General features: G+C 46.0%; 26 protein-coding genes. 11 read left to right on the top strand and 15 right to left on the bottom strand.

Annotated elements, in window-relative coordinates; all coding sequences use genetic code 11:
* Positions 1-26: 26 nt before the first annotated feature.
* Positions 27-1,475 carry a M23 family metallopeptidase gene (locus ICN20_RS01790; RefSeq protein WP_370624517.1) on the bottom strand — a complete coding sequence of 483 codons (1,449 nt, stop codon included), beginning with the start codon at positions 1,473-1,475 and terminating at the stop codon, positions 27-29.
* 298 nt (positions 1,476-1,773) lie between these two features.
* Here ICN20_RS01790 and ICN20_RS01785 point away from each other — a divergent pair, with 298 nt between their 5' ends.
* On the top strand, positions 1,774-2,907 hold the full coding sequence (locus ICN20_RS01785; protein WP_216237832.1) for a mandelate racemase/muconate lactonizing enzyme family protein: 1,134 nt from the start codon (positions 1,774-1,776) through the stop codon (positions 2,905-2,907).
* A 77-nt stretch (positions 2,908-2,984) separates the two neighbouring features.
* Here the strand turns inward: ICN20_RS01785 and ICN20_RS01780 are convergent, their stop codons facing one another.
* The 4 genes from ICN20_RS01780 to ICN20_RS01765 all read right to left on the bottom strand — a co-directional run bounded on the left by ICN20_RS01780 (position 2,985) and on the right by ICN20_RS01765 (position 7,954).
* The gene (locus ICN20_RS01780) at positions 2,985-4,997 is read right to left on the bottom strand and encodes a TRAP transporter fused permease subunit (RefSeq protein ID WP_216237831.1); all 2,013 of its coding nucleotides are present in this window, start codon (positions 4,995-4,997) and stop codon (positions 2,985-2,987) included.
* 99 nt (positions 4,998-5,096) lie between these two features.
* Positions 5,097-6,047 (bottom strand): TAXI family TRAP transporter solute-binding subunit, encoded by a 951-nt coding sequence (locus ICN20_RS01775; RefSeq protein WP_216237830.1) that lies wholly within the window; start codon positions 6,045-6,047, stop codon positions 5,097-5,099.
* Between the two features lie 35 nt (positions 6,048-6,082).
* Positions 6,083-7,009: a dihydrodipicolinate synthase family protein gene (locus ICN20_RS01770; RefSeq protein ID WP_216237829.1), complete on the bottom strand. Its 927-nt coding sequence runs from the start codon at positions 7,007-7,009 to the stop codon at positions 6,083-6,085.
* A 15-nt stretch (positions 7,010-7,024) separates the two neighbouring features.
* Entirely contained in the window at positions 7,025-7,954 is a 930-nt protein-coding gene (locus ICN20_RS01765) for a 2-hydroxyacid dehydrogenase (RefSeq protein ID WP_216237828.1), read from the bottom strand.
* A gap of 85 nt (positions 7,955-8,039) precedes the next feature.
* Here ICN20_RS01765 and ICN20_RS01760 point away from each other — a divergent pair, with 85 nt between their 5' ends.
* On the top strand, positions 8,040-8,981 hold the full coding sequence (locus ICN20_RS01760; RefSeq protein ID WP_216237827.1) for a 3-hydroxyacyl-CoA dehydrogenase family protein: 942 nt from the start codon (positions 8,040-8,042) through the stop codon (positions 8,979-8,981).
* 49 nt (positions 8,982-9,030) lie between these two features.
* Here ICN20_RS01760 and ICN20_RS01755 read toward each other — a convergent pair whose 3' ends face one another.
* A complete protein-coding gene (locus ICN20_RS01755) occupies positions 9,031-10,236 on the bottom strand; it encodes an MFS transporter (RefSeq protein ID WP_216237826.1) in 1,206 nt (401 codons plus the stop codon).
* 43 nt (positions 10,237-10,279) lie between these two features.
* Here ICN20_RS01755 and ICN20_RS01750 point away from each other — a divergent pair, with 43 nt between their 5' ends.
* Positions 10,280-10,960, top strand: coding sequence for a cytochrome b/b6 domain-containing protein (locus ICN20_RS01750; RefSeq protein ID WP_216237825.1), 681 nt, complete (start codon positions 10,280-10,282; stop codon positions 10,958-10,960).
* A 17-nt stretch (positions 10,961-10,977) separates the two neighbouring features.
* On the opposite strand, the gene ICN20_RS01745 is transcribed toward ICN20_RS01750, so the two are convergent.
* Entirely contained in the window at positions 10,978-11,430 is a 453-nt protein-coding gene (locus ICN20_RS01745; RefSeq protein WP_216237824.1) for a cytochrome c, read from the bottom strand.
* Positions 11,431-11,494: 64 nt separating this feature from the next.
* Positions 11,495-12,157 carry a site-2 protease family protein gene (locus ICN20_RS01740; protein WP_216237823.1) on the bottom strand — a complete coding sequence of 221 codons (663 nt, stop codon included), beginning with the start codon at positions 12,155-12,157 and terminating at the stop codon, positions 11,495-11,497.
* Positions 12,158-12,185: 28 nt separating this feature from the next.
* Here ICN20_RS01740 and ICN20_RS01735 point away from each other — a divergent pair, with 28 nt between their 5' ends.
* From ICN20_RS01735 to crcB, 4 genes are read left to right on the top strand one after another with little or no spacing between them, the layout of a single operon-like run.
* Positions 12,186-12,353 (top strand): hypothetical protein, encoded by a 168-nt coding sequence (locus ICN20_RS01735; protein ID WP_216237822.1) that lies wholly within the window; start codon positions 12,186-12,188, stop codon positions 12,351-12,353.
* A gap of 45 nt (positions 12,354-12,398) precedes the next feature.
* Positions 12,399-12,536 carry a hypothetical protein gene (locus tag ICN20_RS01730; RefSeq protein WP_169709848.1) on the top strand — a complete coding sequence of 46 codons (138 nt, stop codon included), beginning with the start codon at positions 12,399-12,401 and terminating at the stop codon, positions 12,534-12,536.
* 9 nt (positions 12,537-12,545) lie between these two features.
* A complete protein-coding gene (gene ygiD, locus ICN20_RS01725; RefSeq protein WP_216237821.1) occupies positions 12,546-13,325 on the top strand; it encodes a 4,5-DOPA dioxygenase extradiol in 780 nt (259 codons plus the stop codon).
* A gap of 10 nt (positions 13,326-13,335) precedes the next feature.
* Complete coding sequence (gene crcB, locus ICN20_RS01720; protein WP_216237820.1) at positions 13,336-13,713, top strand: fluoride efflux transporter CrcB; 378 nt, start codon at positions 13,336-13,338, stop codon at positions 13,711-13,713.
* A 54-nt stretch (positions 13,714-13,767) separates the two neighbouring features.
* On the opposite strand, the gene ICN20_RS01715 is transcribed toward crcB, so the two are convergent.
* From ICN20_RS01715 to ICN20_RS01685, 7 genes are all read right to left on the bottom strand, one after another.
* The gene (locus tag ICN20_RS01715) at positions 13,768-14,745 is read right to left on the bottom strand and encodes a tripartite tricarboxylate transporter substrate binding protein (RefSeq protein ID WP_216237819.1); all 978 of its coding nucleotides are present in this window, start codon (positions 14,743-14,745) and stop codon (positions 13,768-13,770) included.
* Between the two features lie 32 nt (positions 14,746-14,777).
* Positions 14,778-15,299, bottom strand: a complete 522-nt coding sequence (locus ICN20_RS01710) for a chromate transporter (RefSeq protein WP_216237818.1) — start codon at positions 15,297-15,299, stop codon at positions 14,778-14,780.
* On the bottom strand, positions 15,296-15,841 hold the full coding sequence (locus ICN20_RS01705; RefSeq protein WP_216237817.1) for a chromate transporter: 546 nt from the start codon (positions 15,839-15,841) through the stop codon (positions 15,296-15,298). Before ICN20_RS01705 ends, ICN20_RS01710 begins: the two co-directional genes overlap by 4 nt.
* A gap of 28 nt (positions 15,842-15,869) precedes the next feature.
* Positions 15,870-16,847 (bottom strand): D-2-hydroxyacid dehydrogenase family protein, encoded by a 978-nt coding sequence (locus ICN20_RS01700; RefSeq protein ID WP_216237816.1) that lies wholly within the window; start codon positions 16,845-16,847, stop codon positions 15,870-15,872.
* Positions 16,848-16,871: 24 nt separating this feature from the next.
* A complete protein-coding gene (locus ICN20_RS01695; protein WP_216237815.1) occupies positions 16,872-18,245 on the bottom strand; it encodes an MmgE/PrpD family protein in 1,374 nt (457 codons plus the stop codon).
* A gap of 54 nt (positions 18,246-18,299) precedes the next feature.
* Positions 18,300-19,304 (bottom strand): tripartite tricarboxylate transporter substrate binding protein, encoded by a 1,005-nt coding sequence (locus ICN20_RS01690; RefSeq protein ID WP_255534610.1) that lies wholly within the window; start codon positions 19,302-19,304, stop codon positions 18,300-18,302.
* Positions 19,305-19,378: 74 nt separating this feature from the next.
* A complete protein-coding gene (locus ICN20_RS01685) occupies positions 19,379-20,155 on the bottom strand; it encodes a sulfurtransferase (RefSeq protein WP_216237814.1) in 777 nt (258 codons plus the stop codon).
* A gap of 88 nt (positions 20,156-20,243) precedes the next feature.
* Between ICN20_RS01685 and ICN20_RS01680 the strand changes: the two genes are divergently transcribed.
* Genes ICN20_RS01680 through ICN20_RS01665 form a run of 4 tightly spaced genes read left to right on the top strand, consistent with a single transcriptional unit; the run spans position 20,244 to position 23,892 of the window.
* Positions 20,244-21,257 carry a tripartite tricarboxylate transporter substrate binding protein gene (locus tag ICN20_RS01680; protein ID WP_216237813.1) on the top strand — a complete coding sequence of 338 codons (1,014 nt, stop codon included), beginning with the start codon at positions 20,244-20,246 and terminating at the stop codon, positions 21,255-21,257.
* A gap of 9 nt (positions 21,258-21,266) precedes the next feature.
* Entirely contained in the window at positions 21,267-21,818 is a 552-nt protein-coding gene (locus ICN20_RS01675) for a carboxymuconolactone decarboxylase family protein (RefSeq protein ID WP_216237812.1), read from the top strand.
* 46 nt (positions 21,819-21,864) lie between these two features.
* Entirely contained in the window at positions 21,865-22,719 is an 855-nt protein-coding gene (locus ICN20_RS01670; RefSeq protein WP_216237811.1) for a pirin family protein, read from the top strand.
* Positions 22,720-23,892 carry a methyltransferase gene (locus ICN20_RS01665; protein WP_216237810.1) on the top strand — a complete coding sequence of 391 codons (1,173 nt, stop codon included), beginning with the start codon at positions 22,720-22,722 and terminating at the stop codon, positions 23,890-23,892.
* The last annotated feature ends 145 nt before the right edge of the window (positions 23,893-24,037 follow it).

Genomic DNA, 24,037 nt, shown 5'->3' with positions numbered 1-24,037 from the left:
TCATACGATTAAAGGCGCTTGATTGCCTAGTTATGTTTAGTCGGGCTACCTAACAGGAGTATTTCTCTAGTTAGTTGTCCACTTTCGTTATCACGCATAGACCACAAATCAAGCTGTGTCTTAGAGCCATAGGGATCTACATAAATCCCATTTTTTCGTAACTCAAAATGAAGGTGTGGACCGGTTGATCGACCGGTTGATCCTACGTAGCCAATTTCTAGGCCGCGCCGCACTTCATTTCCTAACTCAAGTTCGACGTTGTAATTACTTAAGTGAGCATAGTAGGTGTGGTAATTGCCTGGGTGCTCCAAAATAATCAAGTTGCCAAATGCGCCGCTGTAACCAATATGAGCCACTCTGCCATTGGCAACGCTGAAGACCGGTGTGCCAATTGGTGCTGAGTAATCAATGCCCATATGGGCGCGATACCGTTGCTTGGTTGCTGGCGCTTGGGTTGGGGTTATGGATTTAGCAGCCGGCGCAGGACTCTTGCTGCGTTTGCTCGATGAGGCCCTCACCATGCCAACACCGCGAGAGATGCGGCGATAGCTCAGTGGATTGGTCCAGAAGGAGCGCTCAAGAGATTCACCGGTTCCTGTAAAGAAGCCCCCAGGGATGTCATTGCGCTCCATCCAAAAAGCATTTGCATAAACCTCTTTAGTATTGGGATCAATAATTTCTACCGCCCAAATTTGCGCCCACTTTTCACGATCCCCAAAATCTACAATCATTCGTACAACACTGTTTGTATTCTCGAGTGAATTATTTTCTTCTGGATAAATTTGTTTGATAAGAGAATTTAATTCCCAGACAAGTTCAACGGGCAATTGATCGCTTACTTTGCGGGGGTCATATAAAACATCCCTTAAGGGAATGCGAATCTCCGTCAAGCGTTTAGACTCATCCTTAAGATAATCTTGCTGAATGAGGAACCCGCCAACCGCTGAAGGTATAAATGTCCACACCTCTGTTTTGCTATCTTGAATGGGGCCATTCATGATGCTCAATGAATCAAAGCGATTTCGGCTACCAAAAGCAACTGCGTAAGGAATGCACTCTCCACGCATACGTTCAAAAAAAGTTTTGGTTTGATTTTTGAAAAATTCAGAAAACTGTCGGTTATCGATCCCAACGCTGGCAGGTAAATTATCTTCATTAAAGTTGCGTCGTAAGCAACCTTGAGAAACTCGGTAATCTAAATTGGCATCGCTATCGAGCATGAGCTCATCTGGGGCTTTGCGCTGGAAAAGTGAGGGATTTAAGCTCATGCTGCTCGTTTTTGAGCTTGCGCCCCCTGACTTATCTTTGAAGCCAACCTGCTTAGAAGTTTGAACGATGACCTTCTGACGGCTTTGGTTGGCATTTTGGGCTTGGGCTGCATAAGCCAAGCCCGGAGTTGAGCTCAGAAAGGCGCAGCCAGACAGGATGATTACTCCCCTGGTGAAAAGGGAGCTAAGAGATGCTTTTTTATTCACCCCCCAATTATCTAATAATGTGAGGGCGCACCCGAATAAATATGTTGTGCTGCAGCAAAATCAATTTAACCTTGGTCTGGGTCTCATTTAATAACTACAAACACTTCTTTTGGTTTTTCTTCGCCATTCTGCTTCCTGATGACTACCCTATTGGTGGAACAGGTCGCAAACCCAATATCTTCAGCGATATCAGTTTTGCCACTTTTCACTAAATTTATCTCGCAACTTACAGGTGTGCTGATCTTGGGTATAGAAGGGTAAATTATCGATACAATTATTTTTTAATTAAGGAGTGTAGATGCCGATTATTGAATCCATCCAAGTTGCCTCAGTAGCAGTGCCTTTGGATAAAGTTACTTCATTTTCTACCCGCACCGTTTCTGAGCGTCATTATTGTCTTGTCAAGGTGCGTGGTAAGGATGGCAATGAGGGTATCGGCTTTTGCTATGTCGGCAGTGCTGGTGGAGATATTGCCAAGCTTGCTGTGGAACAATTGCTGGCTCCAAAATTGATTGGTCAGAATAGCCACCGCAGTGAAGGTCTCTGGATGGAGATGTACAACGAATCCATTCTTCAAGGCCGTGCAGGCGCGGTAATGCGAGGCATCTCGATTTTGGATACTGCCTTATGGGATTTAAATGCGCGTTCAGTTGGCCTACCCTTGCACCAATACTTAGGATCCGTTGTAGAGGATCGTGTACCCGCTTATGCAAGTGGTGGATATTATTTAGAGGGTAAAACCCCCGCCAAGCTTGGCCAAGAGATGGAGTCTTACGTAAAGCAAGGCTTTAAGGCAGTCAAAATGAAAGTAGGGCGCCTATCCCCGTCTGAAGAAGAGGCACGCGTGAAGGCGGCTCGCAAAGCGGTAGGCGACGATGTATTGCTTACTTTAGATGCTAATAATGCTTGGCGCGATTTGCCGACTGCTCTTGAGTATGTGCGTCGCTTTGAGGCTTATAACCCTTACTGGATTGAAGAGCCATTCTCGCCAGATGCGATTGATTTACATGCGGCGTTGGCGCGTCAAACCAAAATCAATGTGGCTACTGGCGAAATGGAAGCAGGGCGCTGGCGTTTTAGAGAGTTAATTGATGCTGGTGGCGCCGCTATTTTGCAATCAGATGCTGCAGTCTGTGGCGGCATTACCGAATGGCGAAGAATTTCTGCGTATGCAGACTTGAAGGGTGTCATTGTTTGCCCACACTGGATGCATGATTTACATGCGCCCCTAGTTGCAGCAACCCCTAATGCTCGCTTTGTTGAGTTCTTCTTAGATGACCAAGTGCTTAACTTCCGCAGATTAATCAATAAACAACTCACCTTTAAGAATGGGGATTTGATTTTGCATAAAACCCCTGGTTTAGGATTTGAGTTTGATGAGGCTGCTGTGAAGAAGTATGCAGGTAAGGCCGCTTGGAGCAAAATCTCCTGAGTCGCGTTAGCTTAGGTATCTAACTAAAAATAAAGCCCGCTATTGCGGGCTTTATTGCTTTTAAGAAGTAATTCTTCTTAAGAAGATCTAGGATTTAACTTGAAATGCGTAATGGATTGTGTCACTAGCACTAAACCAAAGCCAATAAAGCCAATCAAATCTGCTTCTGTGGAAGGGTAGGCAAGAGCAACACCGGAGACCACCATAATGATGCGCTCAAAGATTTTGGTTTTCTCAATGAACCAGCCCTGCAGTCCTCCAGCCAAGCAGATGATGCCAACAACAGCAGTAAAGGAAACCCAAGCGATTTGCATCCAGTCAGCTTGCTCCAATGCGCTGGTAGAGCCCATCAAAAGCAAGCTCACGCCCGATTTATCCAGCACAAACATGAACGGAACCAGAATGGCTGGAGCGACATACTTCCAGGTCTGTAAAGTCGTTTTATAGGGGTTGCCTTTACAAATAGCGGCCGCCGCAAATGGCGAGAGTGCAGTTGGAGGCGATACTTCAGAAAGGACTGCGTAATAGAAGATGAACATATGCGCAGCAAAAGCAGGTACGCCTAAGTTAATCAATGCTGGTGCTGCTATTACCGCGCAAATAATGTAAGAGGCGGTAACTGGCACTGCCAAACCAACCACCCACACTACTAAGGCAGTAAAAATAGTAGTGAGCAGGAGTGAGCCGCCTGCATACTGAATCACAATCGAGCTAAATTTCAGACCAAGACCTGTGAGGGTAACGGTACCCACAATCAAGCCGGCACCAGCACAGGTGGCGGCAATGGCTAAAACGCCGGTAGAGCCAGAAGCAAGTGCCTTGGTTAGGTTGGAGTTGTATAGACCAGAGAGGATGGGTTCTTTGCCTTTAAACCATGCCCAAGGAATGATGGCAGTATCTTCACGCAACATGCTCGATAGGGCAGAAACTACCGTTGCCCAAAACACTGACATGACAGGTGAGAAGCCCATCATCATGAATACGACAATGGAGATGAGTGAGAAGAAGTGGAACCAGTACTTCTTAGTGAGCTGCCAAGCTGTTTCAGCCGATGCAAACTGAATGCTCTTCATGCCATATTTACGTACATCAATTTCTACCATGACAAATAAGCCCAAGTAGAAAAGAATGGTTGGAATGGTTGCCATCAGCAAAACATCCAAATACGAAATCTTCAGAAAATCTGCAATCAAGAACGCAGCAGCACCCAATACTGGTGGTGAAATGATAGCGCCAAGACCACCCGCTGCCAAAAGTCCACCGGCAGCATTTTTCTCGTAACCCACTTTATCTAACATAGGAGCTGCGACTGAGCCAACGGTAACTGTAGTAGCCACACCTGAGCCTGATGGCCCACCTAGTAGGAATGAGGACATCACAATGGTTCTGCCGACACCAGAAGATTTGCCGCCCATGGCTGCAAAGGAGAAGTCGATAAAGAATTTACCTGCCCCAGTGAACTGCAAGAAGGCGCCAAAAATAGTGAAGAGAATAATAAGGGTTGCTGAAACATCCACAGCGGTACCGTAGATACCTTCAAGCGTCATATACATATAACCCACTAAACGATCGAGGCCATAACCCTTATGAGTCCAAGGTGCTGGTAAGTAGTTACCAAACAAAGCATAGAGCAGAAACAGGACGGTTACCGAGACCAGGATCAAGCCATTAGTTCTTCGAACGCTTTCGAGAATCAGCAGAATTAATACAATGCCCACTATGACATCGGTGGAATTGGGTGCGGTATTGCGATCCATAAAGTCATCACCACCACTCAGAATGTAATAGGCAATTCCAACGGATACAACCGCAAAAATGATATCCCAGGGCATTAAGCGATTTTTGAAGCGATCGGCAACCGGGAAGCTTAGAAATACTAAAAACAAAACCAGAGCAACGTGAATGACTCGTAACTCTTGTGTTGGAACAATCGAATAAGCGGCATATAAGTGAAAGAGTGACATGCCTACAGCCACTAGGGTAATGAACTTGGCTAGTAGGCCCTTGTAGTCATTAGAGTCACCTTCCTCTTGCTTGATAAAGGCGTCTAGTTTTTCTTGGGTTTCGTTATCGATAACGTTTTGATTCATGTCTCAACCTCTGTAATTATTTTTATGTGCTATTTTATTTATTCACTGCCGTAAAACGAAAGGGGTGAGATTCACTCACCCCCTGATGCAAACATAAGCTTAATTTAGTTTGACGTTCTTTTCTTTGAAGTACTTTAGGGCGCCTGGATGGAATTCCACTGGAGTTGATTTCGTTTTTTGATTTTCCAAGCTGACGTTCATATATTCCTGATGTGTACGGACTAGATCGAGCTTGTTATCAAACATAGTTTTGACAATCTTATAAGCTTGATCATCGGGCATATTGGCATTGACCACTAAGATATTGGCAACGGCTGCAACCTTATTGTCTTTAGCCATACCGCTATACATAGCCTTAGGGATAACGGTCGTGAAATACAGATTGCCATATTTCTTATTCATGATAGGTACCTCATCGGAGGTGTCCACCATAACAATCTTCATGCCAGGGCTATTGGCTAAATCAGTAACAGCAGCAGTTGGCAAGCCGCCAACCCAGAAGAAGGCATCGATCTTACGGTCTTTTACAGCATTCACGGATTCGGCAACACTTAAGCGCTCGCGTTTGACGTCTTTGTCTTTATCAATGCCTGCAGCCTCAAGTAAGCGAAAGGCCATCACTTCTGTTGCACTACCGGGGGCACCAGTACTAATGCGCTTGCCTTTTAAATCCTTCATGGATTTGATGCCGGTGGAGTCAACTGTTACTACGTGCATTAAGTTTGGATAGAGAACCACCAAAGTACGCAGATCCACTTTTTTGCCAGAAAATTTCCCTTCGCCAATCTGCGCATCTTTAGCAGCATCAGCCATTGAAAAGCCAACATAAGGTTTTCCTGTGCCAATGAGGTTCAAGTTGTCTACTGAGCCGCCAGTAACTTCTGCTGTAGCAGACATTCCTGGAACCTTGCTAGAGAGTACGGAAGCTAAGCCACCACCCATAGGGTAGTAAACACCGCCTGTACCGCCCGTTGCAATAGAAATATTTTGAGCGCTCACACTTGCACAAAGGAAGCTTAGCGATAAAGCAATTACCTTAAGTAGTTTCATAGTTGTCTCCTAATGATCTTTTTAGCTTTTTTAAATTACAAACCTGGCATGCTGAAATTAATTGCTTTCAGCTCACCGAGTAGCTGAGCTTGTTGCTCGGCACTTAACTGCATCAATGGTGGGCGCACTCTGAGCCACTCAGGATCTTTGCTGTAATGCGCAACGGCAGTCTTCATTCCCGCAATCATTTGATACTTGGCGAAAATTCCTCGCACTTGATCCAAGCCTGCTTGACGTTCATCGGCATTGGATTCTGTCCAGTGACTTGCTAAATCAGCAATGGCCTTAGGGTTCACGTTGGCGGTAGCGGAGATACAACCAACGCCACCAGCGCGTAGGGCACGCATGAGGAATACTTCGCTACCTGCATATACGCGGAAGCCTGATGGGGCTAAGAGCTTAATAACAGACTCTGTATACGCCCAATCGCCGGAGCTGTCTTTCATGCCCACAACGGTCTTTGGATATTCTTTAACCAAACGCTCGAGCAAAGAGAGACTTAAGGTGACTTTGGTGACAGGCGGAATGTTGTAGATGTAAACCTGCAATGCGGCACTCCCGACTTTTTGAATCACTTCGGAAAAATAAGCAAATAGGCCGTCATCAGTAACGTCTTTGTAATAGAAAGGCGGCAACATTAATACGCCTGCACATTGATGGTTCACTGCATGACGAGTCATGTTCACAGTAGCATCGATGGATGTTGCGCCGGTACCTGGCATCAAGTGCTCTGGATTTAATCCGCCTTCAATCAATGAAGTTAATGTGCTCATCTTCTGGGGAGCAGACATTGAGTTTGCTTCTGAGTTGGTTCCAAAGATAGCTTGGCCAACGCCATTGGCTTCTAGCCATTGGCATTGCTTTAGTAATTTAGGAGCATCAGGACTACCGTCCGCCTTAAATGGTGTGAGTACAGGGGATAACACCGCAGGTAAGGTGGAAGGGTGCAGAGAAATCGTCATGCTGGCTCCGTTGTTTTAGTTATTTACTTCCGATGGAAGGGTTTGTTGGTTAAAAAAGGCTTCTAAATTATCTACGGCTAGGTTGGTCATGGCTATCCGCGTTTCCGAGGTAGCGCTCCCAATATGCGGTGTTAACAATACATTATCAAGTGTTAAAAATTCATGACTTGGGTTAGGTTCGTTCTCAAAAACATCTAAAGCCGCACCAGCAATCTTTTTATGCTGCAGTGCATATAAAAGGGCATCCTCATCAACCACACTTCCACGGGCAATATTGATTAAGTATCCGGACGGTCCTAAGGCCTCAAGCACCTTAGCGTTAATCATTTTGTCGGTATCTGATGTTGCGGGGCAGGCTAAAAATAAGATGTCACAAACCTTAGCCAATTCTTGAACATTTGGATAGTAGGTGTAAGGCAAGGTCTTTTGATTGGGTCCAGAATATGCAATATTTACCTTAAAAGGCTCTAGTCGCTGAGCCAAATCCTGCCCAATACGACCCATCCCAGCGATGCCTACACGCTTGCCAGCTAGAGTGGTAGTGAGTCTAAACGGTGCCTTTGACCAAGCAGTGCTTTTAACGTATTCCTGAGCCTCCGGTAGCTGGCGAAGCAGGGCCAACATCATGCCAATAGCCAGTTCGCATACGGCATCGTTTAAGACGCCGGGAGTATTGCTTGCTTTGATGCCCTTTTCTTTCAAATAAGTCAAAGGAAGGTTGTCGTACCCAACCCCACAAGTAGCCACCATACGAATACTGGGGATCTGCTTAACGAGCTCTTCGGGAAGTTTGGTGTTAGAGCGAATCAAGATAGCCTGAAAGTCGCCAGCTGGAGCAGGTGCTTTTGGATCGGGATGATGAAAAGGGGTAAAACGCCGATCTATCTCTGCCTGCATAATTTCAGGGAAATGGCCGACCTGCAGCACCGAATTGACGGGGATCATGTCTCACTTACTTTTTTATTGAAATAATGTCCCCATTGTAAGAGGATTTTTTAGAAAAAGTCCGCCCCCATTTAGGAGAGTATTCATGTTATTTACCCCAGCCGAAACCAAGGTAGTGATAGTCGGTGGTGGCACGATGGGCGCCGACGTAGCAGCCGTTTGCGCGCGCGGTGGTTGCGCTGTCCAAGTGGTTGAGCCGACAACAGAACGACGAGCTCTTCTACCCGATTATTTTGCAAACACCATGACTGAGCTCGGTTATGAGAGTCGCATTCATTTACTTTCAGTTGCTGGCACGCTTGAAGAGGTAGATTGGTCTGATATCGATTTGGTAATTGAGTGTGTGCCAGAGCGTTTGGATATTAAGCGTGAGTTATTTACCAAACTGGAAAAATATGCAAAGCCTGAAGCTGTTTTGGCGAGTAATAGCACGAGCTTCCCCATTAGTGAAATTGCAAGTGGGCTCAAAACTGCTGCACGAATGATTGGTTTGCATTTCTTTATGCCCGCACATTTAGTGCCTTGTGTAGAAGTTGTTTATGGTGCGAAGACGTCTCCCATGGTTGGCGAAAGCCTCTCACGATTGATGACTGCGTGCGGTATGGTGCCCGTTACTGTTAAAAAAGATCTTCCAGGATTTTTAGCCAATCGCTTGCAGCACGCTTTATCACGCGAAGCATTTTCCATGGTTGATGAAGGCATCTGCACGCCAGAAGACATTGATAAAGCGGTTCGTTTTGGTTTTGGCTTTCGCTATATCGCAGCAGGACCAGCCATGCAGCGAGATCACGCTGGCCTGGAGGTGCATGGTGCAGGAGGGGCGACTATTTATCCGACCTTAAATAATTCACCAACGATAGCCAAATGCTTAAGTGATCGCATTGCTAGCGGCAAGTTTGGCATGAAAACTGGTGAAGGCTTTTTTACATGGACCGCTGAAACTATTAAGGCAGAACGTGAGCGTTATCAAGAGGCTTTACGTGCTGGTTTAAAGATTATTCAGAAAGATCTTCCTGAAATTAAATAGTGGAAAGATGTTAAGGCAATAAGATAATCAGGTAATCAGGAAACCAGCCTTAAGAAATATCTTTCAAATGTAGTTTGGCAAGGTGTGGGGCGAGTCGATAAGTGATCAGAACGATCGCAATCGTCGCGGCCCCACCAAATACGATGGAAGGTACCAAGCCCATCATGCTGGCAGCGATGCCGGACTCAAGTGCACCTAATTCATTTGACGAGCCAATGAAAATGCCATTGATGGCGCTAATTCTGCCGCGCATGTGATCTGGAGTTGTGAGCTGCATGATGCTGCCTCGAATCACTACAGATATGGAGTCAAAGCATCCAGAGGCAAATAAGAAAAAAGCGCATATCCATAAATTGCTGGAGATACCAAAGGCAATAATCGCTGCGCCAAATCCCGCAACCGAGATCAGGAGATGTTTTCCGGAGTCCGTAAGTATTGGGCGCCTTGCCAGGTAAATGCCGGTAATGACGGCGCCAGCTGCAGGCGCAGCACGCAAAATACCAAGTGTCTCAGGTCCTGCGTTGAGCACCTCTTTAACAAATGCGGGAAGAATGGAAACCGCGCCGCCGAAAAGTACGGCAAACATATCGAGTGCCATGATTCCTAAAATGAGCTCATGCTTTCTGACGTAATGAAAGCCCTCTAAAAAACTCTTGAGGAAGTGACCAGATAAATTACTCGACTTTTCTTGCACGGCATTGATGAAGGTGATGCCATATAAACCGATTGCCCCACAGAAGGCAGCTAGCAAGTAGGTCCATTCAAGACCAGCAAAGCCAATCATGAGTCCACCCAAGCCTGGGCCAGCTACTACACAAATCTGAAAGGCGGAAGATGCATATGCCGTGTAACGCGGCAGTTGGTCTCTTGGGATAACTTGCCCAAAAAGCGCTTGATAGGACGGTCTTAGTAAGGCGCGACCAACACCAATGAAAGCCACTGCTGTGTAAATCAAAGGTACTGGAGGAGAAAGCCAGCCCAGCGCAATGACTGTCAAAAACAATCCTACTGCAATATGAATCATGCAAGCTATTGCAGCAATCCATTTGCGAGAGTGATGATCGACAGCATGCCCAGAATAGAGTGCTAAGGCAAAGTAGGGAACAAGCTCTGCTAGTCCTATAAGCCCAAGAGAAACCACGCTATTGGTGATTTCGTATAGATGCCAGCCTACCGCTACCATCGTAATTTGATAGCTGAGGGTTGCACCGATGCGATACAGCAGTAGGGTTCTAAAGGCTTTGCCGGTATTCATGAATTCCCTCCATTTTAGAGGAGAAGAGGATTATCCTTAAGGGATGAACAAAATTATTCGCGTGTGGGACTTGCCAATTCGTTTATTTCATTGGCTATTGGTGGTTTGCATCGCCGGCAGCTTTGTCACAATCAATTTGGGTGATGAATTCATTCAATGGCACGCCTATTTTGGCTACAGTATTTTGACTTTATTGATTTTCAGAATCATCTGGGGCTTTGTTGGGTCTACCCACGCACGATTCTTATCATTCATTCCAAGCAAGCAAGCAATTTTCGATTACTTGCAGGGACGCTCACCTCATGTTCTTGGTCACAATCCAATAGGCGCACTTTCTGTATTCGTCCTACTCTTTACCTTAAGCGTTCAGGTGTTTACTGGATTATTTGTTGACGATGAAGTGTCCTTTAAGGGACCTTTAGAGAAGTATGTCTCTGGTTCGATATCTTCATTTTTGTCTGAGATTCACGAAGGCAATCAAGTGGTAATACTGACTTTGATTGCCATTCATATCGCCGCTATTATTTTCTATAAGAAATTTAAAGGTGAAGATCTTATTAAGCCAATGATTAGTGGCGATAAAGAAATTGACCCAAGCGAGGAGGCAAAATATTTGCCAGCTGACTTGGGTCGGGCCTCCAAGGATGGAGTGCTACAGCGCGGTTTTGCTTTACTGCTATTGAGCGTGATCGCGGTAGCGGTGGGTTACCTGATTACGAAATAACGATCAATAAAGAGTACTTATTTCTTTTTAAAATCATCATGGCAGCCTTTGCAGGTTGCTCCCGCTGCGCCAAATGCTTTCTTAATACTTTCTTGATCGCTAGACTGAGCGGCCTTATTTAGATCTGCTACGGCTAACTGCATCTTGTCGCCAGCAGCTTTGAACTTCGCGTTATCAGACCAAACATCTGATTGAGCTTTTCCACCTTCAGTGCCAGGACCAAATGCTTGCCATGGCAAAGTGGACATCATGGCAACAACTGCTGCATTCTTGGCAACTTCATCTTTGTTGTAAGGGGCTTCACCCTTCACAACAGCGCCAATTTTTCCAAAAGAGTTTGCCATTACTGTAAATACGCTTTGACGATATTTGATAGCATCTTCTGGTTTTTGGAACTGAGCAAATGCGAGTCCTGCGCCAATTGTCAAAACAGTTGCGGTGCTTGCTAGGATTAATTTCTGTAATTTCATGATGGTTCTCCGTTAATCAGGTGAGCTGCGTAGTTTCAGCATATCTCAGAACAGCATTTTTCGCTTAAAAAATCATCCTTAAGGGCGTCATTAGAAGATTAATGATCCCTAAGAAGAGGTTGCTTAGTGGCTCCATCCATAAGGAGCCAATGATTCCTGTAAACACCAGGCCAAGCACGATGAAAAATCCCCATGGCTCGAGCCGTCCAAGTGCTATCGATTGACGAGCCGGTAGTAGGCCAGCCAAAATTCTGCCGCCATCTAGTGGAGGTAGTGGGAAGAGGTTAAAAACCAATAGGCCAATATTCCACATCACGCCTGCTTTTGCCATGGAGGTCAGAAAAGGTTCGTCTATGCCAACACCTTGGACCAGCACCCAAAAGATTGCCCAAATAATTGCCTGAATAAAATTAGATCCCGGTCCAGCCAGGGCGACCCAAATGGAGTCGATTCTTGGATTTCTGAGGCGTCCAAAATTAACGGGTACAGGCTTGGCATACCCCACTAAAAAGGGTGATCCGGTCAGAATCAAAACCAGCGGGATCAAGATAGTGCCAACAGGGTCTATATGTTTAGCTGGGTTCAGGCTAACTCGACCAAGCATATAGGCGGTGTTATCACCAAATTTGCGGGCTGCATAACCATGGGCCGCCTCATGGATAGTGATGGCAAAAATCAAGGGAATCGCATTAATGGCGACAGCTTGGATAGAATAGTCAGTAATCATGGCAATATGATATCCATAGGAGCTCAAAGTGACTGAAGAAAAGAAACCCGATTCAAAAACCCCAGCAAAAGCGCTAGCAGCTAAGCCGCCAGCACGCCCACCCGTTCCAAAAGGACCATCTGGACCAGCTGGAAGGCCTCAGGCAGGCTTTGGCGGGGGAAAAGGCATGATGCGCAAGGCTGGACGCGGTCGATAGTGGATAATTACCTTATTCATTAATGTGTTTACAGAGGATTTAGCAATGAACGAATGGCATAACGAATCTAAAGAAGAAATCAACAAAAAGATCATTACATTGGTCGTGATGTTGGCAGCAGCTACAAGCTTGGCTATTTTGTTTGCATTGGTTGCGGCTCACACAGGTTACGTATTCGGTTAATCTGCATTAATGACTAGCCATCGCCAACCTGCAATATTTGCTGGCCATGGCAGTCCAATGTATGCCATAGAGCCCAACCGCTACACAGCGGCTTGGTCTGCTCTTGGAAAATCTTTAAAGCGCCCTGATGCCATCTTGGTAATCTCAGCGCATTGGGTAACTCGAGGTACTTGGGTCACCGCAATGTCTAATCCCAAAACGATTCACGACTTTGGCGGGTTCCCACAAGCACTCTTTGAGATTCAATATCCAGCACCTGGCAGTCCTGCGCTGGCTGATCGCGTGCAGGAATTATTAAACATTCCAGTAGTACTCGAAGAAAATGAGTGGGGCATCGATCATGGTGCTTGGTCAGTTCTCAAATACATGTACCCAGACGCTGATGTGCCCGTAGTGCAATTGAGTCTGGATGGGTCTTTGACGGCGGGCGAGCACTATGAGCTTGCCAAGCAGCTAAGACCTTTGCGTGACGAGAATGTCTTGATCCTTTCAAGTGGTAATGTCGTGCATAACTTGCGCACTATTCATTGGCAAGCAGAGTCTGAGCCTTACCCTTGGGCAAAAAAATTCAATGACTTTTTTGCTTCAGAAATGCGCGCCAATCATCATGATCCTTTGATTCATTGGGAGAGTTATGGTGATGCGGCACATCTCTCAGTTCCTACTGCTGAACATTATTGGCCCGCTTTGTATACCTTAGCTTTGCAAGAAGAGGGTGAGCAAGTAAAGGTCTATACAGATGGAATAGAGATGAGCTCTATTAGCATGCTGGGTTTTTCAATTCAATAAAGAGTAGATTATGTGGCTACCTATCTTCGCAATCTTTTTCGGCGCAGGCTTTGGCGCTTTGTTAAGGGCGGGCTTTAATTTCGCCTCTGTAAGTATTGCTTCATCGCTACCTTTAGGCACTTTTATATCGAATATGGTTGGTGGATATTTGATCGGTATTGCTGTGGCATTCTTTGGCAATAATCCACATCTCTCTCCTGAGTGGAAGCTCTTAGTGGTTACCGGTTTCTTGGGAGGTCTAACTACTTTTTCAAGCTTTTCAGCCGAAGTGGTTGGATTTATGCAGCGCGGTGAATTTACTTGGGCTTTAGGTACGGCGCTACTGAATCTAGTAGGCTCCCTCGTCTTAACCTTCTTGGGTATCTTGACTTACCAAGCATTCAAATAAAATCAGGGGCGATAATTCGATAAGCCCCTGATTAGTACTGCCTATATCAATGTTTTATTCAGGCTTGATGTTTGCGCTCTTTACGACTGCGCTCCATTTAGCAGCCTCGGATTTAATCAAAGTGGCAAATTCAGCAGGGCTTCCACCACCAATTTCATTTCCCTGTGAAAGCATCAGTTCGCGTAACTGAGGATCTTTGAGCGCCTCATTTGCAGCAGCATTTAATTTATCAATAATCGCCTTGGGTGTTCCTTTGGGGGCGATTAAACCTTGCCAATTAAGAACTTCTACTTTTGGATAGCCTAACTCTGCAAAGCTGGGAACATTAGGCAGAAGAGGGGAGCGCTTTTTGCTGGTGATAGCAAGCGGACGAATCTTGCCCGCTTGAATGCTGGGTACGGCAGAATACATTTGGTCGAACATGAGATCCACATTGCCGCCCATGAGGTCGGTTAGTGCTGCAGAACCACTCTTATAAGGTACATGAATCATTTGAATGCCAGCATTGAGCTCAAATAGTTCGGCTGAGAGTTGATGGCTGCCACCAATGCCGCCTGAAGAAAATGTCAGAACACCAGGTTTTGCCTTAGCTGCTACAACAATGTCTTGCACAGTTTTGTAAGGAGAGTTGGGATTCACTACCAACACGAGAGGGCCTTTTTCAACCAAGATGATCGGCGTTAAATCAGTCTCTGGGTCGTAACGTAAATTGCCAAAGAGTGTTTTGTTCACTGCCATCGGCGCAAAGTTTCCCATGCCAATCGTATAGCCATCAGGCGCAGCCCGAACAATCGCTTCAGTGCCAATATTCCCACCGGCGCCTGGTTTGTTATCCACAACGATTGGTTGCTTAAGAAGAACACTCATCTTTTGCGCAATTTGACGACTTCTAGAATCAGCGCTACCTCCGGCACCGTATGGCACGATAAAGTTGATTGGTTTATTGGGGTAATTACTTTGAGCGAAAGCTGTAGATGAAAAAATACCGATCAGGCAAAGTAGGGAGGCTGAAAGTGTTTGAATAAGTTTCATATCTTTTCCGTTATCTGTTATCCGTTAAGCATTTAAATAAATCCTAGGACGCCTAACGCTCCGCCGATTGCAATCAGATAGAGTGGGTGCCAGCGTGTAAATAATGTAAATCCAATAGTAGTAAGGGTCAAGGAATATGCTGCAGCGCTGTGATTAATTTGAGTGGCAATTTGCCATGCAGAAGACAGAACAAGTCCAATAGCCAGGGCTGCTGCTGCATATTGGATAGATTTTCTTTTAACAGGATCTTTAATCCCCAAAATAAGACGTTGTAAAAAATAAATCAAGATAGATGAGGGTAGCGAAATTGCCATTGTGGCAAGTAAAGCGCCCAGGATGCCATAAATATGCCAGCCCAATAGCGTGACTGTCATAAAGTTGGGGCCGGGAGCTGCTTGTGCTATTGCAAAATAATCTGAAAAAGTTTGAAGATCAATCCAATGCTCTTGGTAGACAGCTAAATTCAAAAGCTCGGGCAGCAAAGCATTAACGCCACCGAAAGCAACTAAAGAGAAGGCTGATAGTTTTAAGAAGACGCTTAAAAGCATGCTCATAATTTTCTTGCCTTTTTGTTGGCTAAGAAGAGTGCTAGCGGCAAAACTGTGAGCACAACCCACCCTAGTCCGAGATGGAAATAGGTGACGGCACTAATAGTGATGGCAACCACTAACAGCATGATCGGAAAGCGAAACTCGTCGCGCAGCATCTTGAAGCCAGTTGAAGCAATGAGGCCAATACCTACTGCAGATATGCCTCGTAAAAGTCCCTTGATCGTATCTAGATAGCCGTAATGCTGATAGAGCATGGCCAGTAAAAGCACTATCGCAATTGGGCCGAGCGTAAGACCAAGAACAGCTGCAACAGCGCCTCTAGCTCCCGCAAAGCGAGAGCCAACACAAACGGCGAGATTCACAATATTAGGGCCTGGAACGATTTGGCAAATGCCGAGGATGGCGCTAAATTCTTCCGAGGTGAGCCATTTCTCTTTCTCAACAATCGTGCGTCGTGCCCATGGCAGTACGCCACCAAATCCAGACATCCCAATTTTGCTAAACCCAATAAAGAGCTGCTTGGGTGTAAGTACCTTGGGTTGCATGGGCATATGAAAATAGGGCTTTGAAATATTACTGTGGCTTAAAAGGATGTGGCACAGGTTTATTTTCTAGCCAGGCTTCGAGTGTTTCGGTAATGCCTTTTGAGAAAGTCGCAAAAATAGGTTCTGCAATAAATCCAAGATGCGGTGTTACCAAAAGATTTGGAGTATTGCGAAGCACATCTTTTTCTGGAAGTGGTTCTACGTCAAAAACATCGACCGCTGCTTGCCCCGGTCTACCCGCAGTCAAGGCCTTTTGCAGATCAGGCATATTGATCAGAGCAGCTCGTGAGGTATTGATGAGAATGGAGTCAGGGCGCATGAGAGCTAATTGATCGGCGCTAATTAAACCTTTAGTTCCAGGGCCGGCTACTAAGTGCATGGAGACAACTTTGGAGGTTTTAAGGAGTTCATCAAGGCTGACTGCCTTTGCATTTTCTGCGGCGGCGCGTTCAGGCGTCATGCGAGGACTCCAGGCCACTACTTCCATCCCAAAAGCCGCGCCAACACGTGCAACACGACTACCAATAGCACCCAAACCCATAATGCCTAAGCGTTCACCAGATAACATCGGCAGTAAAGACATGGCATCACGCCAGCCGCCAGAGGCAATCAGTTTATTTTCTTCGATGAGGCGCTTGGAGGCACCCAGAATCAAAGCCCAAGTAAGTTCCGCAGTGGTTTCTTTGGAAGGCCCGCCAGGAGTGCAGGCCATTGGGATATTTCTGGAAACTAAAGCTGATGCTTCAAGGGTGCCATTGCGCTCACCAGTAAACATGAGGAACTTCAGTTTGGGTAAGCGCGCAATCATCGCTTCATTAAAAGGCGAGCGATCTCTCACGATGGCAATTGCGTCAGCATCTTTTACTGCTTCATATAAAGCCTCGTCACGGAGTGGCTCATGATGAATGGTGAGCTTAGCTTGTTGATCTAATTTTTCCCAATTAGAAAAACGGCGCAGTGCACGCTCATAGTCTCCGAGAATGACGATATTAGGTAGTGAGGCCATATATGAAATGTTTTCAGTTGAAAGTTAATCTGGTGTGCAAAGGTTTAGGATGTGTTTGAGATCAGGCGCCTGACCCAATTTCCAGAGTGCAGAAATCAACTGAATCGTTTTCTCTTTGCCAATCACTGGCTCTGCCAAGCTTGTGAACTTTTGTTCCAAGTTAGCATCGCTCATTGGGTTCTCTACTGAGCCAATCGCATTCTTGACGAAGATGTGCACTTCTTTACCATTCTTCAGGAAGGCCTTTACATCCACAGATGCTTCGCTAATGGAAGTGTCGGTGGTGGCATTGACTTTCGCGCGCAAGGCTACAACATCAGGACGGTTCACGATGTCATCGGCATATTCGCCTTCACCGGCTTGACCAAAAATCAAGCCAACGGCGCAGCCGTGATACACGCTGAATTTGCCTTCAAGACCATCTTTAGGTGTTTTCTTGCCAGTTAACTCAAGTACCAGCGGGTGAGCACGTAGCTCAATGCGCTCTACATCATCTGCATTAACGCCTTGGGCGCGCAATTGAGCGCAGGCATCAATGGCTGGGTGAATCACAATGCCACAAGCAAACGGCTTATATGTATTTAAGGAAATCTCAAAAGACTTTCCAAGGGCGCGATCAATTTCTGACCAGTCGCATTTGGTGGATACGGTTTGCATATAACCACGTCCAGCCTCAAGCGCTTTAGGGCTAGCAGTAAAGCCATGCTTTGCCAGCAATGCAGAAAGTTGGCCTGCACGTGCAGCGCCACCTGGATGAAAGGGTTTAGTCATCGTGCCGAATTGTTCACGCATACCAACGGGTTGTGAGGCGGCAATGCCCAAAGCCATCGTTGTTTTTTGTAGATCGAGCCCCATCAAGCGTGAACATGCGGCTGCAGAACCGAGCATGCCGGTAGAGCCAGTGATATGCCAGCCACGATGGTAGTGATCTGGATACATTGCATTACCAACACGGCAGGCAACATCAATTCCGAGAACGAGAGAGTCAATCATTTGACGACCATTGGCACCAATGTGCTCACCTAAGGCTAGGATTGCTGATGCTACTGGACCTGCGGGATGGATGACTGTCTTTAAGTGAGTGTCATCAAAGTCAAAGGTATGGGAGCTGATACCGTTGATGAGCGCAGCTCCACCCATATCGACTTTGTCTTTGCGGCCAAGAATGCTAGCTTGTGGCGCTGGCTGAAATTCACGGATAGCAGCTAATGAAGATTCCACACTCTCATGATTTGCCGCACCAATAGCGCAGCCAAGCCAATTTAAAAATGTGCGATGAGCCTCATGCTCGACTTCTGGGGTCCAGCCTTGGCTTGGATGGGCGTTAACAAATTCAGCCAGAATCTTAGTTACTGGTGGCGCATTTAAATCAGCTGCTGCGGCAATTGCGTGTGACATATCAAAGTTCCTATTAATTTAGTAAATTTAAGTTAAGTATTTTTTGTAAATGAATTATTCAATTTCAATATTGCGGTCTTTGGCTACCTTTGCCCAACGCGCAATATCTTCTTTGATGTAATTGGTAAATTGAGGTGGTGTCATGGGCATCAGCGTCATGGCTTCGCTAGTCATCTTTTCAGAAAACTCAGGTAATGCTAAGACCTTATTCAGCTCTGCATTAAGCTTTGCAACAATAGCGGGCGGTAAGTTGGCGGGACCAACTAATCCGTACCATTGCTGACCATCAAAGCCGTTATAGCCTAACTCTTTGAAGGTTGGAATATTCGGGGCTGCTGAGCTGCGCTTAGAGCCGGTGACTGCTAGGCCGCGAACGCGATTCGTATTGATATAAGGAATCGCTGCAAATAGGGTGGGGAACATTGCTTGGGTTTGGCCTGCCAATAAGTCCGTATACGCAGGACCAACGCCACGATAAGGTACATGCACCATAAATATTCCGGATGCTAGCTTAAATTGCTCCATGCCAAGATGGGTTAGCGTGCCAGGACCGGCGGAACCGTAACTTAATTTTGCAGGGTTCTTTTTTGCATAATCGACAAACTCTTTCAAGCTCTTGATTGGTAAATCAGGATTAATGATGAGTACATTTGGTGTTGCGCCAATCATGCCAATTGGCGTGAAATCTTTAATAGCGTCATATGGCAATTTACGCACTGCTGGATTGGTACCGTGTGTTCCCACATAAGCCACCATCAAGGTGTATCCATCTGGCGCTGCTTTGGCGGTAGCTTGCGATGCGATAGATCCACCACCACCACCCATATTTTCAACCACAACCGTTTGGCCAATTGAGCGCGAGAGTTTTTCTGCGACAGCACGCGCAATATTATCTAGTCCACCACCAGCCGCTACTGGCGCAATCAACTTGATTGGCTTAACCGGATAAGCTGGCGCCGCACTTTGTGCTTGTGTATTGAAGTGGATTGCCATTCCCAGGAATGCAAAGAGGATGGAAGATAAAAAAATCGGCTTTTGCCGATTAGTAACTGTAGACATGTCTCGAGTCCGTATGATTGTTTTATTAAGTTTTTACAGCTTGGTAATTCTACTATTGATAACCGCAGCCCTAATCAGGTTGAGCTGGCTTTGAGTTTTCTGCGAATAGAGTGTTCTAAGGGAATGGAGTCCAGATTGGGCTCCAGCGCCTCGCGCTCATCAAAGACAAAACAACTGCCTTGGTAATGTGCGGCACCAACTTCCTCAAAGTATTTCAAAATGCCGCCCTCTAACTGGTAGCTATGTTGCATGCCAATCTCACGCATGTATAAGCCAGATTTTTCACAGCGAATTCCACCTGTACAAAAACTAACCAGTGTCTTGTCTGCTAGCTCATCTTTATGAGCAGATATTGCCTCTGGAAACTCGGTGAACTTTTCGATATTGAAATGCAAAGCATTTTCAAAGGTGCCGTAGTCAACTTCAAATGCATTGCGTGTATCCACCATCACCACTGGGCGACCTAAATCATCCGTACCTCGATCCAACCACTCCTGTAATTTTTTCGGGCTAATGAAATTTGCTCGACCTTCTTCTGGACGAATTGCTGGATGGTTCATGCGGATAATTTCATTTTTCAGTTTGATCAGCATTTTCTTGAAAGGCTGCTCTTCAGACCAGCTTTCTTTTGCTTGAAGCGGGGCAAAACGGTGGTCAGTGCGAAGCCAATCTAGAAATCCGCGCAGCTCCTCTGTTTTGCCGGCAAGAAACATGTTGATACCTTCGCCAGTCAATAGGATGGTGCCCTTGAGTTGGCGAGCGTTACATTCATCCAGCATTTTGGCGCGCAGCTCTGGTAAGCCATCTAGGCTGACAAATAAATAGGCGGCAATATTTAGAATCGACTTCATTTTTCTCTCACTGGGCTACAGCAGCATTATCGAGCAAATAGGCTGTGGGAGTGTTAATCTTGAGTTCTTATTCATAGGAGACAAATCCATGCAGGATTTAGCGATAACGGCTAAAAAAGCCATTAAAAACATGATCTTAGCTGCTTTGGCGGTCTTAGGCATAAGCAGTTTTGCTTTGGCGCAAAACGCGGGTGTTGGCGCATGGCCCACCCAAAAGCCGATTCGTTTAATTGCGGTGTTTCCGCCGGGCGGCTCAGTTGACCAGGTTGCCCGTGTATTGGCACCAGCCTTGCAGTCAGAACTCAAGCAAAACGTGATTGTTGAGAACGTAGGTGGCGCCTCCGGTGTGATTGGTACTTCTGCAATGACTCGCTCAGATCCAGATGGATACACCTTTGCAGTGGTATTTGATACCCATGGCGTTAATCCGAGTCTCAAAGATAAGCTCCCCTACGACACTATTAAAGATATTGCGCCTGTAATTTTGGTGGGCACATCACCGATGGTTTTAGTTGCGAGTAAGAAATCTGGCATCACTAGCTTCAAACAGTTGGTGGATCTTTCTAAAACGGGTAAGCAATTTAGCTATGGCTCTATCGGTATTGGAAGTCTTGGGCACTTGGCAATGGCTCGCCTTGCGAAACAGGCTGGCTTTGATTGGAATCACATTCCTTATCGTGGCGGTGGACCTTTGATGCAAGATGCATTGGGCGGACAAGTTGAGTTGGCTGTGGGGTCAGAATTTTTGGTTAAGCCACACGTCGATAGTGGCGGTGTAATTCCATTGGTTATTACTACGGCCAAGAGATCACCATCTCTGCCGAATGTGCCAACGATTTCTGAAAGTGGCTTCCCAGGCTTTAGCGCCCCAGCATGGTGGGCAGTATTGGCCCCAGGAAAAACTCCTCCGGCAGTTGTAGATGCGATGAACAAGGCTTTGAATAAAGCTTTGAAAACACCAGCGGTTGCTGAGAAATTTAAAGCACAAGGTATTCAAATTGTTGGCGGTACTCCTGCAGCTGCCCAAGAGTTTATTGGCAAGCAGATTGGTATCTGGGGCAAGTTTGTCATTGAAAACAACATTAAAGAAACTGCTCAGTAAAAGGCTATCATGTCAGAACGTTTAATTCCGTATCAACCCATGGATTTGGCTGAGCCAGCTGAGTTAGTTGCAGCTATTCGCCAGAGACGTGGGGGTCAGTTCATTAATTTGGATCGTATGCTCTTGCATAGCGTTCCTATCGCAGAGGGTTGGAACCATTTCATTGGTGAGATTCGCAATAACCTCTCTTTAGACCCTAAGTTGCGTGAGTTGGCGATGTGTGGGGTAGCTGTTCTTAATGGCGCTGAGTATGAATTCTTTCACCATGCACCCCCATTTAAGAAGGCGGGTGGCACTGAGGAACAGGTTCAAGGCTTACGTCTTATCGGCCAGCCAAATTTTCCAAAAGATTTGTACTCTTCGGTGGAGAATGATGCTGCTGAATTGACTTTTCAGATGACGCGCAACATCAAAGTGGATCCTGAGTTGATGAAGCGCTTGCAAAAAGAGTTGGGCAGTACAGATACCGTTGAGTTGGTAACCGTGGTTGCTGCTTACAACATGGTTTCCCGTTTCTTGATTGCGCTTGATGTGAATCCTGAAGATCACCCCCCGGCTTAAAGACAAAACTCAGTCAAAGCCAAGTAAAGTCAAAGCATTCATCAATATGATCCGCAATATTCAAACCATCATTCCTGGCATTGCTACTTCCGATGGTGCTGGCGTCAAATTGCGTCGTAGTCTTGGTGGTCAAAATCAAGTCAGGCTAGATCCTTTTTTGATGCTTGACGAATTTTCTTCAAACGATCCGAATGATTATGTGGCGGGTTTTCCTGCGCATCCTCACCGGGGTTTTGAGACTGTGACCTATATGCTCGAAGGTCATATGTTGCATGAAGATCATTTAGGTAATCAAGGGCACCTCAAAACAGGTGGCGTGCAGTGGATGACGGCAGGGCGCGGCATTATTCACTCTGAGATGCCTCAGCAGGTGAGCGGCGCTATGCGCGGCTTTCAGTTGTGGATCAACTTGCCCGCGAAAGAAAAGATGAAGGCGGCTGGCTATAAGGATATTCAAGTTGAAGATATTCCCAAAATTACCTTAGTCAACGGCGGTTCAGTTAAGGTGATTGCTGGCACGTACGACCAAGATGGTCAAGAAGTGCAAGGTCCTATTCAGGGGATTACCACCGCACCTTTATTTTTAGATGTGCACTTGCCCCCTAATGCTGATTTCGAGCATCGCATTCCTAAAGAGCTCAATGCTTTCGTTTATGTATATGAGGGTCATCTTGAGGTAGGTGGCCCTATGCGCGAAGTACCAAAGCAAGCTGCCATCGTGCTTGGGGATGGTGATCGCCTCAAAGCTAAAGCGGGATCTGCGGGAGTGCAATTTATTGTTCTTGCAGCATTGCCACTACATGAGCCTATCGTGCAGTATGGCCCCTTCGTAATGAATACACGTACAGAGATTGAACAGGCTATTGATGATTATCAAAATAATCGCTTTGTGGTTTCCTAGGTGATTCAACCGGCAATCCTTCAATGGGAAGATGGGGGGCAAACCCATAGTGCTAAATGGCATTCTGAAAATGGTATTGCTCCTCACAAAAAGATTCAGGTCGCTGATGACACGCTAACTGCTGATATTGCCTATCGTTTGGCTTGTGAAGGCACGGCCATGCTTTACAAGGGTGACTTTCAGAATGCGCGACAACTCTTGCAGGCTTTGGTCCGAAGGGTAGATAAGCCCTCCAAAAAATCCACCAGAGTCGATAGAGTTTCTAAAGAGAAAACCAAAAGCCCGCTCGATACATTTAATCTTCATCGCCTTGCTCAATCACAGCGCGCCCGTATTTTGGGGATGATTTTGATACAGGTAAACGCTGATCACAGTATTTCATTAAGGCGCGCACCAGATGTTGCTAGGGCTTGTTCTCAAGCCTATGGAGAGCAGTCTGGGTCTTACGTCATCTCGCTGCGTGAACTACTCGGTGTCATTAGTGCACATGAGTGGCGCAAGACAGGTGTTCAAGTTCTGACCAGGGATGATGAAGAGGTTCGAATTCATCCACACTATGGTGTTTTTTCACCAGTGCGCAGTGAATACATTGATTTAGTGCTGAAAGCGCCTTTGCCAAGTGCAATAAAGCAAAGCTCTCTAGCCTTTGATATTGGCACGGGAACTGGTGTTTTGGCTGTTGTTTTAGCTCTGCGAGATATTCATAAGATTGTTGCGACTGATTTGAATGAGCGAGCTATAGTTTGTGCGCAAGAAAATATGAATCATTTGGGCTTGAATTCTCAAATTGAAATTCAGAAGGTCAATCTATTCCCCGAAGGCAAAGCTGCACTGATCGTTTGCAATCCGCCATGGCTGCCTGCTAGACCAAGTTCTTTGCTAGAGCATGCGGTCTATGATCCTGAGAGCCAGATGCTGAGGGGTTTCTTAGTTGGATTAAAGGAGCATCTACTTACAAATGGCGAGGGCTGGCTCATTCTTTCTGACTTGGCTGAATATCTAGGTTTAAGAACAAGAGCAGAGCTTCTCAATTGGATTGAGCAAGCGGGTCTGAAAGTGATCGCTCGTTTGGATACGAAGCCAACACATCAAAAAGCATTTGATAAAGCTGATGCCTTGCATGCAGCACGATCTAAAGAAGTAACATCACTTTGGCGCTTGGCTGCAAAGTAGTAGCACATTAAATAGCCCTACAAGTCCCGTCCCCATTGGGGTCATGGTTGTTTATCAAAGACATCCTCCTTAAAATCATGAAGAGCAATAGTTCATTACTGTAAGTTTCGTCAGTAAGCGTACTTGAGCTTTTCTCTTTTTATCT

Origin of the sequence: Polynucleobacter sp. JS-Polo-80-F4 (assembly GCF_018881965.1) — a bacterium.
Classification (GTDB): domain Bacteria; phylum Pseudomonadota; class Gammaproteobacteria; order Burkholderiales; family Burkholderiaceae; genus Polynucleobacter.
Note: the sequence above shows the minus strand (reverse complement) of the source record. Positions and strands in the feature narration are given on the sequence as shown.

Bases quoted from the DNA above. Each gene is read 5' to 3' on its own strand.
- ICN20_RS01755 (WP_216237826.1), bottom strand. From the start codon at position 10,236: ATGAATACCGGCAAAGCCTTTAGAACCCTACTGCTGTATCGCATCGGT.
- ICN20_RS01760 (WP_216237827.1), top strand. From the start codon at position 8,040: ATGTTATTTACCCCAGCCGAAACCAAGGTAGTGATAGTCGGTGGTGGC.
- ICN20_RS01730 (WP_169709848.1), top strand. From the start codon at position 12,399: ATGAACGAATGGCATAACGAATCTAAAGAAGAAATCAACAAAAAGATC.
- ICN20_RS01740 (WP_216237823.1), bottom strand. From the start codon at position 12,157: ATGATTACTGACTATTCTATCCAAGCTGTCGCCATTAATGCGATTCCC.
- ICN20_RS01695 (WP_216237815.1), bottom strand. From the start codon at position 18,245: ATGTCACACGCAATTGCCGCAGCAGCTGATTTAAATGCGCCACCAGTA.
- ICN20_RS01675 (WP_216237812.1), top strand. From the start codon at position 21,267: ATGTCAGAACGTTTAATTCCGTATCAACCCATGGATTTGGCTGAGCCA.
- ICN20_RS01775 (WP_216237830.1), bottom strand. From the start codon at position 6,047: ATGAAACTACTTAAGGTAATTGCTTTATCGCTAAGCTTCCTTTGTGCA.
- ICN20_RS01685 (WP_216237814.1), bottom strand. From the start codon at position 20,155: ATGAAGTCGATTCTAAATATTGCCGCCTATTTATTTGTCAGCCTAGAT.
- ICN20_RS01765 (WP_216237828.1), bottom strand. From the start codon at position 7,954: ATGATCCCCGTCAATTCGGTGCTGCAGGTCGGCCATTTCCCTGAAATT.
- ICN20_RS01715 (WP_216237819.1), bottom strand. From the start codon at position 14,745: ATGAAACTTATTCAAACACTTTCAGCCTCCCTACTTTGCCTGATCGGT.
- crcB (WP_216237820.1), top strand. From the start codon at position 13,336: ATGTGGCTACCTATCTTCGCAATCTTTTTCGGCGCAGGCTTTGGCGCT.
- ICN20_RS01705 (WP_216237817.1), bottom strand. From the start codon at position 15,841: ATGCAACCCAAGGTACTTACACCCAAGCAGCTCTTTATTGGGTTTAGC.
- ICN20_RS01785 (WP_216237832.1), top strand. From the start codon at position 1,774: ATGCCGATTATTGAATCCATCCAAGTTGCCTCAGTAGCAGTGCCTTTG.
- ICN20_RS01770 (WP_216237829.1), bottom strand. From the start codon at position 7,009: ATGACGATTTCTCTGCACCCTTCCACCTTACCTGCGGTGTTATCCCCT.
- ICN20_RS01680 (WP_216237813.1), top strand. From the start codon at position 20,244: ATGCAGGATTTAGCGATAACGGCTAAAAAAGCCATTAAAAACATGATC.
- ICN20_RS01690 (WP_255534610.1), bottom strand. From the start codon at position 19,304: ATGTCTACAGTTACTAATCGGCAAAAGCCGATTTTTTTATCTTCCATC.
- ICN20_RS01710 (WP_216237818.1), bottom strand. From the start codon at position 15,299: ATGAGCATGCTTTTAAGCGTCTTCTTAAAACTATCAGCCTTCTCTTTA.
- ICN20_RS01780 (WP_216237831.1), bottom strand. From the start codon at position 4,997: ATGAATCAAAACGTTATCGATAACGAAACCCAAGAAAAACTAGACGCC.
- ICN20_RS01700 (WP_216237816.1), bottom strand. From the start codon at position 16,847: ATGGCCTCACTACCTAATATCGTCATTCTCGGAGACTATGAGCGTGCA.
- ygiD (WP_216237821.1), top strand. From the start codon at position 12,546: ATGACTAGCCATCGCCAACCTGCAATATTTGCTGGCCATGGCAGTCCA.
- ICN20_RS01745 (WP_216237824.1), bottom strand. From the start codon at position 11,430: ATGAAATTACAGAAATTAATCCTAGCAAGCACCGCAACTGTTTTGACA.
- ICN20_RS01670 (WP_216237811.1), top strand. From the start codon at position 21,865: ATGATCCGCAATATTCAAACCATCATTCCTGGCATTGCTACTTCCGAT.
- ICN20_RS01750 (WP_216237825.1), top strand. From the start codon at position 10,280: ATGAACAAAATTATTCGCGTGTGGGACTTGCCAATTCGTTTATTTCAT.